The 14,446-nt window shown below is 68.8% G+C and carries 14 protein-coding genes and 1 tRNA gene; 7 read left to right on the top strand and 8 right to left on the bottom strand.

Features of this window, described 5'->3' with window-relative positions:
* Positions 1-18 precede the first annotated feature (18 nt).
* Positions 19-753: an osmolarity response regulator transcription factor OmpR gene (ompR, locus tag ACVK00_RS21980; protein WP_004192636.1), complete on the bottom strand. Its 735-nt coding sequence runs from the start codon at positions 751-753 to the stop codon at positions 19-21.
* Between the two features lie 258 nt (positions 754-1,011).
* On the opposite strand from ompR, the gene ACVK00_RS21975 reads away from it, so the two are divergent.
* The 3 genes from ACVK00_RS21975 (at position 1,012) to ACVK00_RS21965 (ending at position 4,237) form a co-directional block, all read left to right on the top strand.
* Positions 1,012-1,290: a hypothetical protein gene (locus tag ACVK00_RS21975; RefSeq protein WP_166723320.1), complete on the top strand. Its 279-nt coding sequence runs from the start codon at positions 1,012-1,014 to the stop codon at positions 1,288-1,290.
* 120 nt (positions 1,291-1,410) lie between these two features.
* Positions 1,411-2,958 (top strand): DUF1800 domain-containing protein, encoded by a 1,548-nt coding sequence (locus tag ACVK00_RS21970; protein WP_456826960.1) that lies wholly within the window; start codon positions 1,411-1,413, stop codon positions 2,956-2,958.
* A 67-nt stretch (positions 2,959-3,025) separates the two neighbouring features.
* On the top strand, positions 3,026-4,237 hold the full coding sequence (locus ACVK00_RS21965; protein WP_284890442.1) for a DUF1501 domain-containing protein: 1,212 nt from the start codon (positions 3,026-3,028) through the stop codon (positions 4,235-4,237).
* 25 nt (positions 4,238-4,262) lie between these two features.
* Here ACVK00_RS21965 and hpnD read toward each other — a convergent pair whose 3' ends face one another.
* On the bottom strand, positions 4,263-5,096 hold the full coding sequence (hpnD, locus tag ACVK00_RS21960) for a presqualene diphosphate synthase HpnD (protein WP_354122985.1): 834 nt from the start codon (positions 5,094-5,096) through the stop codon (positions 4,263-4,265).
* A 237-nt stretch (positions 5,097-5,333) separates the two neighbouring features.
* On the opposite strand from hpnD, the gene ACVK00_RS21955 reads away from it, so the two are divergent.
* Positions 5,334-5,420 (top strand) — tRNA-Leu (locus ACVK00_RS21955).
* A 199-nt stretch (positions 5,421-5,619) separates the two neighbouring features.
* The gene (locus tag ACVK00_RS21950; protein WP_228904599.1) at positions 5,620-5,913 is read left to right on the top strand and encodes a hypothetical protein; all 294 of its coding nucleotides are present in this window, start codon (positions 5,620-5,622) and stop codon (positions 5,911-5,913) included.
* A 108-nt stretch (positions 5,914-6,021) separates the two neighbouring features.
* Here ACVK00_RS21950 and ACVK00_RS21945 read toward each other — a convergent pair whose 3' ends face one another.
* The 4 genes from ACVK00_RS21945 to ACVK00_RS21930 all read right to left on the bottom strand — a co-directional run bounded on the left by ACVK00_RS21945 (position 6,022) and on the right by ACVK00_RS21930 (position 9,766).
* Positions 6,022-6,252: a hypothetical protein gene (locus ACVK00_RS21945; protein WP_006752038.1), complete on the bottom strand. Its 231-nt coding sequence runs from the start codon at positions 6,250-6,252 to the stop codon at positions 6,022-6,024.
* A gap of 101 nt (positions 6,253-6,353) precedes the next feature.
* Complete coding sequence (locus ACVK00_RS21940; RefSeq protein ID WP_284890469.1) at positions 6,354-7,463, bottom strand: class II histone deacetylase; 1,110 nt, start codon at positions 7,461-7,463, stop codon at positions 6,354-6,356.
* 16 nt (positions 7,464-7,479) lie between these two features.
* Entirely contained in the window at positions 7,480-8,697 is a 1,218-nt protein-coding gene (locus tag ACVK00_RS21935) for an MFS transporter (protein WP_284890471.1), read from the bottom strand.
* Positions 8,698-8,719: 22 nt separating this feature from the next.
* The gene (locus ACVK00_RS21930; protein WP_284890473.1) at positions 8,720-9,766 is read right to left on the bottom strand and encodes a porin; all 1,047 of its coding nucleotides are present in this window, start codon (positions 9,764-9,766) and stop codon (positions 8,720-8,722) included.
* Positions 9,767-10,062: 296 nt separating this feature from the next.
* Between ACVK00_RS21930 and ACVK00_RS21925 the strand changes: the two genes are divergently transcribed.
* Both ACVK00_RS21925 and ACVK00_RS21920 read left to right on the top strand, forming a co-directional pair.
* Positions 10,063-11,208, top strand: coding sequence for a helix-turn-helix transcriptional regulator (locus ACVK00_RS21925; RefSeq protein WP_284890475.1), 1,146 nt, complete (start codon positions 10,063-10,065; stop codon positions 11,206-11,208).
* Positions 11,209-11,308: 100 nt separating this feature from the next.
* Positions 11,309-12,307 (top strand): 2-dehydropantoate 2-reductase, encoded by a 999-nt coding sequence (locus ACVK00_RS21920; RefSeq protein ID WP_228904588.1) that lies wholly within the window; start codon positions 11,309-11,311, stop codon positions 12,305-12,307.
* A gap of 271 nt (positions 12,308-12,578) precedes the next feature.
* Here ACVK00_RS21920 and ACVK00_RS21915 read toward each other — a convergent pair whose 3' ends face one another.
* Both ACVK00_RS21915 and ACVK00_RS21910 read right to left on the bottom strand, forming a co-directional pair.
* Positions 12,579-13,028 carry a MarR family winged helix-turn-helix transcriptional regulator gene (locus ACVK00_RS21915; protein ID WP_284890479.1) on the bottom strand — a complete coding sequence of 150 codons (450 nt, stop codon included), beginning with the start codon at positions 13,026-13,028 and terminating at the stop codon, positions 12,579-12,581.
* A 62-nt stretch (positions 13,029-13,090) separates the two neighbouring features.
* On the bottom strand, positions 13,091-14,236 hold the full coding sequence (locus tag ACVK00_RS21910; protein ID WP_284890481.1) for a glycerate kinase: 1,146 nt from the start codon (positions 14,234-14,236) through the stop codon (positions 13,091-13,093).
* Positions 14,237-14,446 lie beyond the last annotated feature (210 nt).

Genomic DNA, 14,446 nt, shown 5'->3' with positions numbered 1-14,446 from the left:
AACCGGAAAGGAAAAAGATCAGGCGGCGCCGTCCGGAATGAACACGTAGCCGAGGCCCCAGACGGTCTGGATGAAACGCGGGCTGCCCGGATCCGGTTCGATCAGCTTGCGCAGGCGCGAGATCTGGACGTCGAGGCTGCGGTCGAACACTTCGTATTCACGGCCGCGCGCGAGCTCCATCAGCTTCTCGCGCGACAGCGGCTGGCGCGGATGACGCGCGAACACCTTCAGCACCGAGAATTCGCCGGTCGTCAGCGGAATTTCCTGGCCCGACTTCGTGAGCGTGCGCGTCGCGAGGTTCAGCGAGAACTCGCCGAACTCGAATACCTCGGTGGTTTCCGACGGCGCGCCCGGCAGTTCGGCCGGCGCCTGGCGGCGCAGCACCGCGTGAATGCGTGCGACGAGTTCGCGCGGGTTGAACGGCTTCGGCAGGTAGTCGTCGGCGCCCATCTCGAGGCCGACGATGCGATCGACATCCTCGCCCTTCGCGGTGAGCATGATGATCGGCGTGCGATCGTTGCTGCCGCGCAGGCGGCGGCAGATCGACAGGCCGTCTTCGCCCGGCAGCATCAGGTCGAGCACGAGCAGGTCGAAGCGCTCGCGCACCCAGAGCTTGTTCATCGCAGTCGCGTTCTCCGCGACGTATACGTTGAAACCCTGCTCGCCGAGATATCGGCGCAGCAGATCGCGCAGGCGCGGGTCGTCGTCGACGACGAGAATCTTGGAGGGGTTTTTCGTTTCCATGAGCGGCATCTTATCGCGAATGGGAAATCACGCACGGTCGCGCAATTTCGCGCGTTACAGTCCGTTACAAAATTTACCCGTAGTGTCGCGCGGAGTAAAGGCACGCTATAGAGATTCCTTTACTCGAAGCCGGAGTTCGGTAGATACTCCCCTGCACTCCATCTTTCATCTTTGTACACCCGAATTCCGCAGGGTTTTTCAAGTACCAGAGGTAACCGGTTGCCGCGTGACGAAGCGAACAAATCGACCAGAGAAGCGAGGACGGTCATGCGATCTGCGCGGATTGCACTGATGCTGACGATCGCACTTGCCGGTCCATATGCGTCGAACTTCGCGTATGCGCAGCGCCCCGAGCCGGGCGCATCGTCGCGCAAGCTGCAGCGCGGCAAGGCGCCGCAGTCCGACCGCGCCGCCGACACGGCGGTCCGGTCCGCCGTGCCTCCCGATCTCGACCAGCACCGCCGCGACGGGCACATGACGCCCGAGGAGCGCCACCTGCTGCGCCAGCACATCGAGGACGCCGTTCGCGAGCTGTACAAGCGCTGACACGCACGCGTGCTCGCACGGCAACGAAAGATTCCGTAGCAATTTTTCCGTCAACTTTCGCATGCGTGCTGCCGTTGAACCTGCATCCGCACCGCCGGTGCGTTCCGGGAGTCCACGACGATGAAAGCGAACGCTGCCACCCCGGCATCGCCCGCGATGCAGGCGCCGCTCGACGCCGACGACGCGCTGTTCTTCCTGAGCCGTACCGGCTTTTCTCCCGCACCGCCCGAGGTCGCCCGCATCGTCGGCATGACGCGCGCGCAGGTCGTCGCCGACACGCTCGGCAACGTGCGCCGCGACCCCGTCACGCCCTGGCCCGACTGGGTCGCCGAGTTGCCGCCGACCCGCGCGCAGCGCCAGGCGCTGACGCCCGACATGCAGCGCGACGAGCAGCGCGAACGCAATCGCCGCTACGATGCGTTGCGCGCGGCGTGGGTCAACGAGATGGTCGCGACGCCGTCGCCGCTCACCGAGCGCATGACGCTGTTCTGGCACGGGCACTTCACGTCCGGGCAGGACAAGGTCCCGTATCCGCAGACGATGGCCGCGCAGCATGCGCTGTTTCGCCGCGAGGCGCTCGGCAGCTTCGACACGCTGCTGCATGCGGTCGCGAAGGATCCGGCGATGCTCCAGTATCTCGACGGCGCGAGCAATCGAAAGGGACGCCCGAACGAGAATTTCGCGCGCGAGGTGATGGAACTGTTCACGCTTGGCGAAGGGCATTACACGCAGCACGACGTGACCGAAGCCGCGCGCGCGATGACCGGATGGAGCGTCGATCCCGATACGCTGCGCTTCGTGGTGCGGCCCGAGTGGCACGACACGGGCGACAAGACGATACTCGGCGAGACCGGTGCGTTCGACGGCGACGGGTTTCTCGACATCCTGCTGAAGCGGCCCGACACCGCACGCTTCATCGCGGGCAAGCTGTGGCGCGAGTTCGTGTCCGATACGCCGGACGCCGGCGCGCTCGAGGTCGTGGCCGAACGGTTTCGCGCGAGCGGCTACGACATACGCACGGCGCTCGCCGCGCTATGGTCGACCGACGCGTTCTGGGACCCGGACAATCGCGGCGTGCTCGTCAAGTCGCCGGCCGAGTTCGTCGTCGGGTCGGTGCGACTGTTCGACGTCGCGTACGGCGATCCGCAGATGCTCGCGAACACCGTGCGCACGCTCGGGCAGAACCTGTTCTATCCGCCGAACGTGAAGGGCTGGCCGGGCGGCGCGATGTGGATCAACAGCACCACGCTGCTCGCGCGCAAGCAGTTCGTCGAACAGCTGTTCCGCGCGACCGAGGCGGCCGGCATGCGGGCACCCGCGCATGCGATGGCGCAGCCGTTGCCGAATGCGCGTGCGCATGCGATGCCGGTTGCGGACACCGCCTCCGGTGCCAGCATGCCCGGGGCCGGTATGCCCGGGGCCGGTATGCCCGGTGCCGGTATGCCCGGCGCGCCGGTCAAGCCGGCACGCGGCGGCCTGCGGTTCGACCTCGAACGCTGGCTCGCGCAGTATCGAGTACGGCCCCAGGCGCGCGCCGGCTTGTCCACCGAGCTTCAACTGCAGCACGCGGTGCTGCCGGTGTCGCCGGTCGCGGCGATCGATACGGACTCGACCGGCAGCGCGTATCTCGAGGCATTGCTGATGGATCCGGCCTATCAACTGAAATGACCGAAACGACGACGAACAGGCGCGCTGCAGCGGCGGCCATGCCGCGCGGCGAACCGAAGGATGCACGATGAACCGACGTGATTTTCTGACGCTCACGGGCGCCGCGGCCGCGGCGGGCGTGTCGTTGTGGCAGCCGGCCGCGCAGGCGGCTTCGATGGCCGCGGCGGGGCGGGCCGGCTATGCGAACGTGCTGATCCTCGTCGAGCTGAAGGGTGGCAACGACGGCCTCAACACGGTGGTGCCGTATGCGGATCCGCTCTACTACCCGTTCCGCCGCGGCATCGGCATCAAGCGCGACCAGGTGCTGCAGCTCGATGCGCATACGGGGCTGCACCCGGCGCTCGCGCCGCTGATGCCGCTGTGGCGCGACGGGCAGGTCGCGATCGTGCAGGGCGTCGGCTATCCGCAGCCGAACCTGTCGCATTTCCGTTCGATCGAGATCTGGGATACCGCGTCGCGCTCGGACCAGTACCTGCACGAAGGCTGGCTCACGCGCACGTTCGCGCAGGCGCCGGTGCCGCCGGGCTTCGCGGCGGACGGCGTCGTGCTCGGCAGCGCCGAGATGGGACCGCTCGCGAACGGCGCGCGCGCGATCGCGCTCGTCAATCCCGCGCAGTTCATCCGCGCCGCGCGGCTGGCCGAGCCGTCGTCGCTGCGCGAACGCAACCCGGCGCTCGCACACATCATCGACGTCGAGAACGACATCGTGAAGGCAGCGGACCGGCTGCGCCCGCGCGGCGGGATGCGCGAGTTCAGGACGGCCTTTCCGGCCGGTACGTTCGGGACGTCGGTGAAGACCGCCATGCAGGTGCTCGCGGCATGCGAAGCGTCGGGGCCCGGCGCGCAGGACGGCGTCGCGGTGCTGCGGCTCACGCTCAACGGGTTCGACACGCACCAGAACCAGCCGGGGCAGCACGCCGCGCTGCTCAAGCAGTTCGGGGAAGGGATGAGTGCGATGCGCGACGCGCTGATCGAGCTCGGGCGCTGGAACCAGACGCTCGTGATGACGTATGCGGAATTCGGACGGCGCGTGCGCGAGAACCAGAGCAACGGCACCGATCACGGTACCGCTGCGCCGCACTTCGTGATGGGCGGCCGCGTGGCCGGCGGGCTGTACGGTGCGGCGCCCGCGCTCGGGCACCTCGACGGCAACGGCAACCTGCCGGTCGCGGTCGATTTCCGTCAGCTGTATGCGACCGTGCTCGGGCCGTGGTGGGGACTCGATGCGACGCACGTGCTGCAACAGCGCTTCGACACGCTGCCGCTGCTGAAGGTGTGATGGGGGGCGCGCGTTGCGGCGCGGGTCAGCGGCGGCGCGCGGCGCGCCATGCGATCCACAGCTTGCGGATCGGCGTCAGCGCGATGCGCTGGTGCAGCACCTGGTAGCCGTCGCGCTCGATTTCGTCGAGCAGCGCGCCAGCCAGTGCGATCTGCGCACGCAGCGTGCGTTGCGTGCGGCGTTCGGAGGCGGGGATCGCTGCTTCGGCGGCGGCGAGCGCTTCGCGCGCGCGGGCCGTCTGAAACTGCAGCAGCTCGGTGAAGGCCGGGCTGTAGCGGCGGTTCAGCAGGTCGGCCGCGGTCACGTTGTAGCGTTGCAGTTCGTCGATCGGCAGATAGATGCGGCCATGGCGCGCATCGTTGCCGAGCTCCTGAACGAATTGCGCGAGCATCAGCGCGTGGCCGGCATTCGCGGCCCACGGCTGCGGGTCGGCCGGATTCGCGGCGCTTGCGCGCGCGACCAGCGACGCGAAGGTGCCGCCGACCTGCGCGATGTAGCGCTGCAGGTTCGCGAAATCCAGGTAGCGCGCCTGTTCGAGATCCATCCCGTAACCGTTCACCAACGTGCGCAGCGCATCGGCTTCGGCCGCGATCGCCGGGTGATGCTGCGCGAGCGCCTTCGTGACCGGGTGCGACGGTTCGCCGGCGGCGAGCGCCGCGAGTTCCTTGTGCCACCACGCGAGCTTCGTGTGTCCGACGGTCGGGTCGCTGGTTTCCTTGACGGTTTCCTCGAGTTCGCGGCGCAGCGCGAACAGGGCGGTCAGGCGCGGTTCGGCGGCGAGCGGCGCCTGGCGCAGCGCGTAGTAGACGCTGGAGCCCGCGGGGGCGGCCTTTTGCTGACAGTAGTCGTCGAAGTTCACGGGTGGGATCGAGGCGGAGGCGGGTTCGGGGGCGCGCGCCGGCGCGTGGCCGGCACGTCGAGCGCGGCATTCTAGCACCGCTGTCCGGCGGGCGCCGGCGGGGCGAGACAATGCTGCACAGATCGGGTAGAATCTCGCGCTCGCCTGATCGGGCGTGCCGGTTTTCGGACCGGCATGAAGTCCCGGGCGCGTGGAGAACGCATCTTGCGTGCCGCGCGGTCAGGTGACGGACAATGCGCGTGAGTGGCGAAATTGGTAGACGCACCAGGTTTAGGTCCTGACGCCCGCAAGGGTGTGCCGGTTCGAGTCCGGCCTCACGCACCAGAAGTTGGACGCGCTCCCGTCAGGGGGCCGTTCCCGAAAAAGCGCTGCCGGTCGACCGACCGGCAGCGCTTTTTTCTTGACGCCGGTGTTTTTCTCCGCCGGGGATCCGTCCACGCGCACGCACGGAAAATCGTGCCTGGCGAGTGTAATATCGTGCTCACTTTACCTATAAGAAGCACAACTACACCGAGGGCAATCGATGAAGACCACCGTGTACGCCCCGATTTCCGTTCTGGCGCTGATGCTCGCCGCGCCGGCATGTGCATCAACGCCCGCCGATAACATCGCATGGAGCACCGGGCCGGCGCAGACGGTTGCATCGTCGTCGGTGTGCTCTGCTTATTTGGGGCGCGTGATTTCGAGCGGTGACCGGATGACGACGGAAACCGTGCTGAAAGCGGTCGGCAGGGCGCTGGCCGGCACAGCACCCCCCCTCGTCATTGGCGCGCACCAGGGCGCAGCCCCCAATCCGTGCGCGCGGCCCGGCTTGTGATGGGCGCGCAAGCGAACCGTAGCGATCATCGCTTCACCCTGAATCAAACCCGATAACCCGCGTCGCGCATCGCCCAACCGCAGCGCTTTGTCGTTTTGAGTGACGCGTCTAGTCCCAGAAACTCCGCACCGCGACCGCCACGATCACCGGCACCGAAAACACCAGCGGAATCGCGAAATACTGCGCTTCGCGATCGACGATCCAGCTATAGATCAACCACGCCACGCCGATCGCGAACGTGATGAGGCCGACCAGCACGGCGGCGATATTCAGAGCCAGCTTTGAAGGCTGGCGGCGCGCTTTGTCGTTGGTGTCGGGTTCGCGCGGAGACGATTTCATCTGACGAGGGGCCTGGCAAGTGTAAAAGCACAGGAAACCCCATCCGCATCGATCGCGCAAGGGCCGGCGCATGCCGGCCCCGTATCTTGTGTGAAGGCGCGTTACAACCCGAACGACGCCGCCAGTTCGTCGAGCAGTTCGCGCTGGAACGCGACGAACCGCTTGCCCGGCTGTTGCGCGATCGCGAGGTCGAGCATCGGATCGGCGACCTCGGTGCGCACGCCGGCCAGTTCCTCGACGATCGCGAGCCCGCAGAACGGCACGTACGCCTCCGAATACCCGCCTTCATGGACGATCACGAGCCGCCCGCCGCAGTGGCGCTGTGCTGCGTCCTTCACCGCCCGCGTCATGAACCGGTAGCTGTCGGTATGCAGCAGCATGCGCGCGAGCGGATCGACCGCGCTCGCGTCGAGGCCGCTCGCGACGACGATCAGTTCCGGCCGGAACCGTTCCAGCGCCGGCAGCACGATCCGCTCCAACGCATACCGATACGCGTCATCGCCGCTGCCTGCCAGCAACGGCACGTTCAGGTTCGCCCCGACGCCCGCGCCTTCGCCGCGGTCGCCGCCGCCGCTGTAGCCGGGCGGAAAGCAGCGGTCCTGATGCAGCGAGATCGTCAGCGTGTCCGGATCGTCGTAGTAGATCGACTGCGTGCCGTTGCCGTGATGCACGTCCCAGTCGATCACCGCGACGCGGCCGATGCCGTGCTTCGCGCGCGCGGCCTCGATCGCGATCGGAATGTTCGCGAGCAGGCAGAAGCCCATCGGGCGATCGCGCAGGCAGTGATGGCCGGGCGGCCGCGACAGCGAGAACGCGTTGGCCGCATGCTCGGCGACGACGGTGTCGATCGCCGCGATCGCGAGGCCCGCGGACAGCGTGGCGATCTCGTAGCTGCCCTTGCCGAACGGCGCGAGATCGCCGAGGTCGCCGCCGTGCGCATCGCTGAGCGCGCGGAACGCGTCGAGATAGCTCGCCGGATGGATGCGCAGCAGATCGCCGGGGGTGGCCGGCGCGGCGCCGCGCATGTCGAGGTGAGCGGCAAGGCCCGACGCCTGCACGAGCGACAGGAAGCGGCGCTTCGAATCGGGAGACTCCGCGTAGCCGGCGCTCGATGGCGGCTGGACCCAGCCGCCGACCGGGAAGAACAGCGCGTGTGTGCCGCCGGTGTGCCAGAAGGTGCGTTCGTCGGTGAAGAAGGCAGTGCGATTCATGGATGAGCTTGACCTGTCACGGTTGGGAAGAAACGGAAGTCATGGGCGTGCGCGCGCGGCGATCGATATGGCGCAGCGCGGCGAACGACGCGATCGCGCCGGCGGTGGCGGCCGCGAACAGCGCATGCATCGTGCCGCCGGCATCGAGCAACAGCCCCGCGAGCAGCGGGCCGGCCGCGAGGCCCGCACCGATCACGAAATTGAGCGTCGCGACGAGGCGCCCCGACGTATCGATCCGCGCGACGGTCGCGAGCATGAACGGCAGCACGAACGTCCATGCGAACTTGAACGCGAAGATCGCGGCGCTGTAGCCGCTCGCATCCGGCAGCGCGGCGAGTGCGACGAGCGATGCCGCGAGCAGCGCGTAACCGGCGGCCAGCATCGCGCGCCGGGCAAGCCGGCCGCCCGCGCACGCTGCGAGCGCTGCGCCGGCAATCCCCATCACGCTCGCGATCGCGAGCACGTTGCCGGTCGACTGCGAATCGAGTCCGGCTTCCGCTGCCGCGCGGCTCGCGAACGTCCACACGCTGCCGATCGCGAGATAGAACGTCAGCACCGCGCCGATCGCGAGCGCGACGAAACGTCGTGATGCATCCGCCGCGGCGCCGCGCGCGGCCTGCGCCGATGCGGTCCGTGCACCGAGCGTCGCCGGAAAGCCGCGCGACAGCGGCGCCGCGAGCAGCGCAAGCACGGCCAGCGCGACATACAGCGCGCGTAGCCCGAACGCGGCGAACACGTGAGGCAGCACGAACAGGCCGATCGCGCCGGCGATCAACTGGCCGACGACCCACAGCCCGTACACGCGATCGCTGTTCTCGCTCGTGGCCGCGCTGGTCATGCAGAGCACCATCAGCGAGCCGCCGCCGAGTGCGGTGACGGCACGCAGCGCGAGCAGCGCGCTGAAGCCCGGCATCCACAGCGCGGTCAGCAGGTTGCCCATACCGAACAGGGCGATCGCGCAGGCAGCGACGCGGCGCGCATCGACGCGGCCGAGCCACAGGTACGACGGTACGGTTGCGAGGCTGAACGCGCCGAGTTCGACGAAGAAGTAAGTGCCGATCTGCGACGCGGACAGCCCGAGCTGCGTCGCCAACTGACCGGCGACGGCCGGCGCGACGAGCAGCAGCAGCGGCGTGATGGCCGCGAACACGACGAGTGCGACGAGTGTCGAGCGCGCGAAGGGCGCTGCGCGGCCGTCGGACGGCAGTGCGGCATCGGAGCAAAGGGTTTTCATGGCGGGATCTCGCTGGACGGAATCAGAACAGGTGGTACATGCCGACCATCGCGCCGAACTGCGATGCGCCGGCAAGCGGCGTTGGGTCGTATTCGTAGACGGTCTGCGAGCTCTGGCCGCTGTTGCGCGCGTAGCCGAGGTTCGCGTAGGCGACGGTGCGTTTCGACAGCGCGGAGGTGGTGCTCGCGATGAACAGCGTCGGGTGGCCGATCGCCGGCGTGTGCGAATCGGTGTGGTAGACGCCCGCGTTCAGTCCGACTCCGCTCGAGGTCAGGTAGCGCGCACCGCCCCACACGATCGTGCGCGCCGCATCGAGGTCGCCGCCCAGGCGTTCGACGCCCGCATAGACGGTGAGCGGCAGTGACGCGAATGCATAACGTGCGGCGAGCGTGCCGAGGTCGCGGCGGCGTGCGGACGCGTCGTCCGCGGCGGATGCGTCGCCGTGCGCCTGATGCAGCACCGCACTGACCGACAACCCGTTGCTCGTGTACTGGCCGCCGAGTTCGAGCACGCGCCCGGCGCGCGCGTTGCCCGCGACGCCGGCCGTCGCCGCGAGGGCCTCGACGTCGAAGCCGGCGAACGTCGGCGACTGATACTTGATCGAGTGGTCGATGAAGTTCGCCGTCATCGGCACGATCACGCCCTGGCCGCTGTACGACGCGTACCACAGCGGGTCGTAGAACAGCGTCTTGTCGAACAGCACGCTGAATTGCCGGCCGAGCGTGACGGTGCCGGCCGGGCCCGCGATACCCACGTACGCGCCGCGAAAGAAGGCGTAGCCGGGGACGGTCGCGGTGCCGTCGTTGAGGTTGAGGCCCTGTTCGAGCTTGAACAGCGCGCGCCAGCCGCCGCCGAGATCCTCGTGGCCCTTCAGTCCGACCTGCGAAGGCAGGATCCCGTAGTTCTGCAGCTGCACGGCTGCGTGCCGTCCGTCGGCATGCGTCAGGTACTGCACGCCGGCGTCGAGCGCGCCGTACAGCGTGAGGGTCGATTGCGCGTGCGCGGCAACGCTGCACGCGGCGAGCGCCGCGGCGGCCGCGGCTGTGCGGATGAAGCGGGGTGTCATCACGTGGGGTTCTCCATACCGTCCTGCATCGTGTGTTGTTGTCGCGACGCAGTGTCCGCAGCGGGAAAGCGGGCGAACAGTCGTGCAGATGAACGGTGTGGAAAACCCGCGGTGCACGGCGTGGACGTGCCGCGACGCCGCGATGCGGCGTGCTGCGCGGCAGCAACGGGTGGCGTACCGTTCAAATGGATGGGGCTGCCGCGTGTTCCGGCAGTGACGCCCGCCAAAAATGCCGGTCGCTATAATCGGCCGGTCTGCGTTGCGCGCATCGGCGGCCCGGTCGGGCAGGGGAGCGGAAGGTGAGGATCACGACGGATATCGGGCAGGATCTCGACGCGCTGCGCGACGTGCCGGCTGCGATCGTGCTCGACGAATCCGCATGGCCGGCGTTGCCGTCACGGCGGGCCGATTTCGACGGCGTGACGCGCGGCGATGCAGCGCAGCGCGAACTCGGCCTGATGCTGCTCGACCTGTACGCGGTCGCCGCGCAGTCGGGCATCGGCGAATTCGAGTGCCGCTTCTTTTCGCTGCTGCGGGCGCTCATCCCCTTCGACGCCGCGTGGACCGGCGTCGCCACGCACGCGCCGACCGGCCCGGTGATGCACAACAGCTTCCTGTATCGCCTTCCGCATGCGTTCTTCAGCGACTGGAAACGCGTGCGCGACTGCGATCCGCTCGCGCAACGCACGCTGCTCGGCGCACACGGTCGAGCGGTGCGCCTGTCGGTCGTCGAACCGGGGTTCGACGCGCGGTTTCGCGACTGGTGCGTGAAGTACGGGCTGGCTCAGTTGATGTGCGTGTGTACGCTCGATCGCCGCTTCGGGTTGACGACCTTCATGTCGATCTATCGCCAGGGCCTGAATCGTCCGTTCACTGACGACGATGCGAGCCGCTTCGAGGAAGTGATCCCGCATCTGGCGGCCGCGCTGACGATCAACCGCGCGGCGCAGCTCACGCGCGAGCGCGACGACGCGGTTGCGCCGGCGGCACGCGCGCTGTGCGACAACTTCGGCGTGCTGCATCACGCCGATCACGGCTTCGACGACGTGCTGCGCACCGAATGGCCGACGTGGACGGGCCCGCGCGTCCCGGAGCCGCTGGTCGCGCATGGGCGGCGTCAGTCGGGCCAGCCGTTCATCGGCGAGGCGTTGCGCATCCAGTGCGTGCCCGTTGCGGGGCTGTTCCAGATCGAGGCACGGCCGCGCTCGCTGCTCGACCGGCTGAGTCCGCGCGAACTGGCGGCGATCCGCTATTACGGCACCGGGCGCTCGCACAAGGAGGTCGCGCAGCAGATGGCGATTTCGCCGACGACCGTGCGTCACTACCTGCGCTGCGCGTACCGCAAGCTCGGCATGCACGACAAGAGCCAGATCGCCGGCGTGCTCGGCGCGGCCGGCGGCCCGAGCGTCGACGAGCCGCCGGGGGCGAGCGGCGCGTCGCGCTGAATCGCTCGTGCGAAGCGATGCTGCGGGCGCTTGCGTAAATGGTTGTGCCCGCAACCATTGAGCGTTATGCTCGTCAGCTCCCAGCAGACGGAATTCCATCATGAACGACACGAATTCAGGGTCGGTGCGCGCCGCGGTGGTCGGTGTCGGCGCGATCGGCGGATTGCTCGCGGCTGCGCTGTCGCGCGCCGGCATGACGGTGAGCGCCTACGCGCGCGGTGCGACGCTCGATGCGCTGAATGCGCACGGCGTGCGCGTGATCGACGAGGCGGGCGCGGTGTCGTCGGTCCCGGTGCGCGCGAGCGACGACGCGGCCGCGCTCGGCGTGCAGGACTACGTGGTGATCGCGCTGAAGGCGCAGGCGTTGCCGGCGCTGGCCGCGCGCATCGCGCCGCTGGTCGGGCCCGGCACGGTGATCGTCGCCGCGATGAACGGGCTGCCGTGGTGGTTCACGCACGGGCTCGCGGGCCCGCTCGACGGCGTGCGGCTCGACGCGGTCGACCCGGACGGTGCGGTCTCGGCGGCGCTGCCGCCCGAGCAGGCGATCGGCTGCGTCGTGCACCTGTCGTCGAGTACCGATGCGCCGGGTGTCGTGCGCCGCGGCCGCGGCAACCGCCTGATCATTGGCTCGCCCGATGCGCGCCTTGACGCGCCGACGGCACGATTCGCAGCGGCGCTCGCCGCGGGCGGCTTCGACGTCGAATCGACGCCGGCGATCCGCACCGAGATCTGGGCGAAGCTGTGGGGCAACATGAACATGAATCCGTTGAGCGCGCTCACGGGTTCGACCGCCGAGCAACTGCTCGACGATCCGTTCACGCGGGATCTCGCGTTGCGGATGATGGAGGAGGCGGCCGCGATCGGCGCGAAGCTCGGTCTCGATGCGGGGATGGGCGGGCCGGAGCGGATCGCCGTGACGCGCAAGCTCGGCGCGTTCAAGACGTCGATGCTGCAGGATTTCGAGGCGGGGCGACCGCTCGAGATTGGGCCGATCCTCGGCGTGTTTCCGGAACTGGGGCGCAAGCTCGACGTGCCGACGCCGTATTGCGACGCGGTGCTGGGGTTGCTGCGTCAGCGCGCGGCGAACAGCGGGCTATAGCGCAAGGGGATCGCCGCGGCGATGGTCTGGCCTGATGAAGAACGACGAGGAGTCGTTCGGTAGGTGCCCTGCAGGGAAAACCGGGCCGCCGCCCATGCGCTTGCGCGATTCACGCGACTGGGACGACTGGGGCGATCTGCAGGATTCGTCTGAATAAAGCGGCGGGCGCTGGATCGCTCGTGACGCCTCTGCGCGGTCAGCGTGGCGATTCCGGTGCATGCGCCACACATTCGCAACGCGCGTAGGGCACGGATCGCGCCGGCCGGGCGATTCACTCGTCGCGTTCGACCGCGTGCGCGACCACCTTGTCGAGCAGCCGCTCGAACGTCTGGCGCTCGTTGTCGGACAGGCATGCGAGCAAGCCTTCATTCCACTTGCGCACGATCGGCATGATCCGGCGATGCAGCGCGCGACCGTTGGTCGTCAGCGCGATCAGCACGATCCGGCCGTCGTCCTCGCTCGCGCTGCGCTCGAGCAGTCCCTGGCGCAGCAGCGCTTCCGCCGCGCGGCTCGCCTGGCTCTTGTCGAGATTGGTGTGGCGTGCGAGATCCATGATCGAAAACGGACCGAAGGCGCCGACGGCGGCGATCACGCGCGCCTCGGGCAGCGAGATGTCCAGCTTGTGCCGGTACACGTCGGCGATCCCGCGGTCGGATCGCTTCGCGAGCGCATGGAGGCGATAGGTCAGAAACTGATCGAGCCCGGCTTGACGGCCTTTCATGTCGAATCCTGAAGAAAAAGGGCGGGCCCGATTGTTCCTGTATCGCGCGCTCGGGTCAACGGTCAGTGTGCGCCGTACTTCAGCCGTGTCAACTGCTCAGCTTCGTTCGCGAGCAGATTCGCCGCGTCGCGGATCGCGACGTCGAGCGTGATCGGCCCGGGTGCCGGCGAGAAGCAGCCGGCGAAGTGTTCGGACAGGCGCGGCAGCGCGGCCGGGTCGACGGCGCCCGACAGCAGCGACGCGGGTACGCCGGTGGCCTGCGCGTGACGGCAGGCGATAAACGGCGCCTTGCCGTGCAGCGTCTGCACGTCGGAGCGGCCTTCGCCGGTGATCAGCCAGTCGGCGCCGACGAGCGCCGCGTCGAGCCCGACCTGGCGCGCGACGACCTCCGCGCCGGCTTCGAACCGCGCGCCCAGCATGTGCAGCGCAAAACCGAGGCCGCCCGCGGCGCCGGCACCGGCTAGGTCGCGGCCGCGCCGGTCGAGCGCCGCCTCGAGCAGGTCGGCGAAGTGGCCGAGCGCGGCGTCGAGGGTCGCGACTTGCTCGGGCGCCACGCCCTTTTGCGGACCGAACACCGCGGTCGCGCCATGCGCGCCCGTCAGCGGATTGTCGACGTCGGACATGCCGATGAATTCCGCTTCCTTCAGGCGCGGATCGAGCCCCGACGCGTCGATCCGCGCGATGTCGGCGAGCCGCGCGGGGACGGGCTCGACCGGCTGGCCGGCCGCGTCGAAGCATTGCAGGCCGAGGCCCGCGAGCAACCCTGCGCCCGCGTCGTTGGTGCTGCTGCCGCCGAGCGCGACGAAGAAGCGGCGCACGCCTTCGTCGAGCAGCGTGCGGATCGCTTCGCCCATCCCGCGCGTGCTGCGCGCGTCGACCGGCACGCTCATGCCGACCGCGTCGGTGATGCCGACGATCTCGGCCGTCTCGACGATCGCGGTGCGCGCGTCGATCACGCCGACCGCCGCGTCGCGTGCCGCGAGCGACGCGCCGGCCACCCGCAGCGCACGACGCGTGCCGCCGCCTGCCAGCATCGCATCGAGCGTGCCTTCGCCACCGTCGGCCATCGGGCAGCAGCGCACGACCGCGTCGGGCCGTGCGCGGCGGATGCCGGTGGCGATCGCGTCCGCGACCTGCTCGGCGGAAAGCGAGCCTTTGAACGAATCGGGCGCGATGACGACGACAGGCGCGGACGGGTGGTGCGGCATGGTGTCTCCGGGAAGCGTAATTGGTGTGAAAAATGGGGCGGCGACGGTGGCGCACCCTCAATCGGAGCTTACAGGATGGTGGGCACGCGGTGGATACGGCGTTCGGCATAGCGACAATCCGCGCGCATTGCCGTGCACGGGCGCGGGCGGCACGCGGGTGCGCACCCCTGTCATGAGGGATCTGGCGGTACGAGGAAAATTGTTTGCTAG

The sequence above is a fragment of the Burkholderia sp. PvR073 genome, assembly GCF_054055695.1.
The sequence above is the reverse complement of the archived record's forward strand: the minus strand, read 5'-3'. Positions and strand labels throughout refer to the sequence as shown.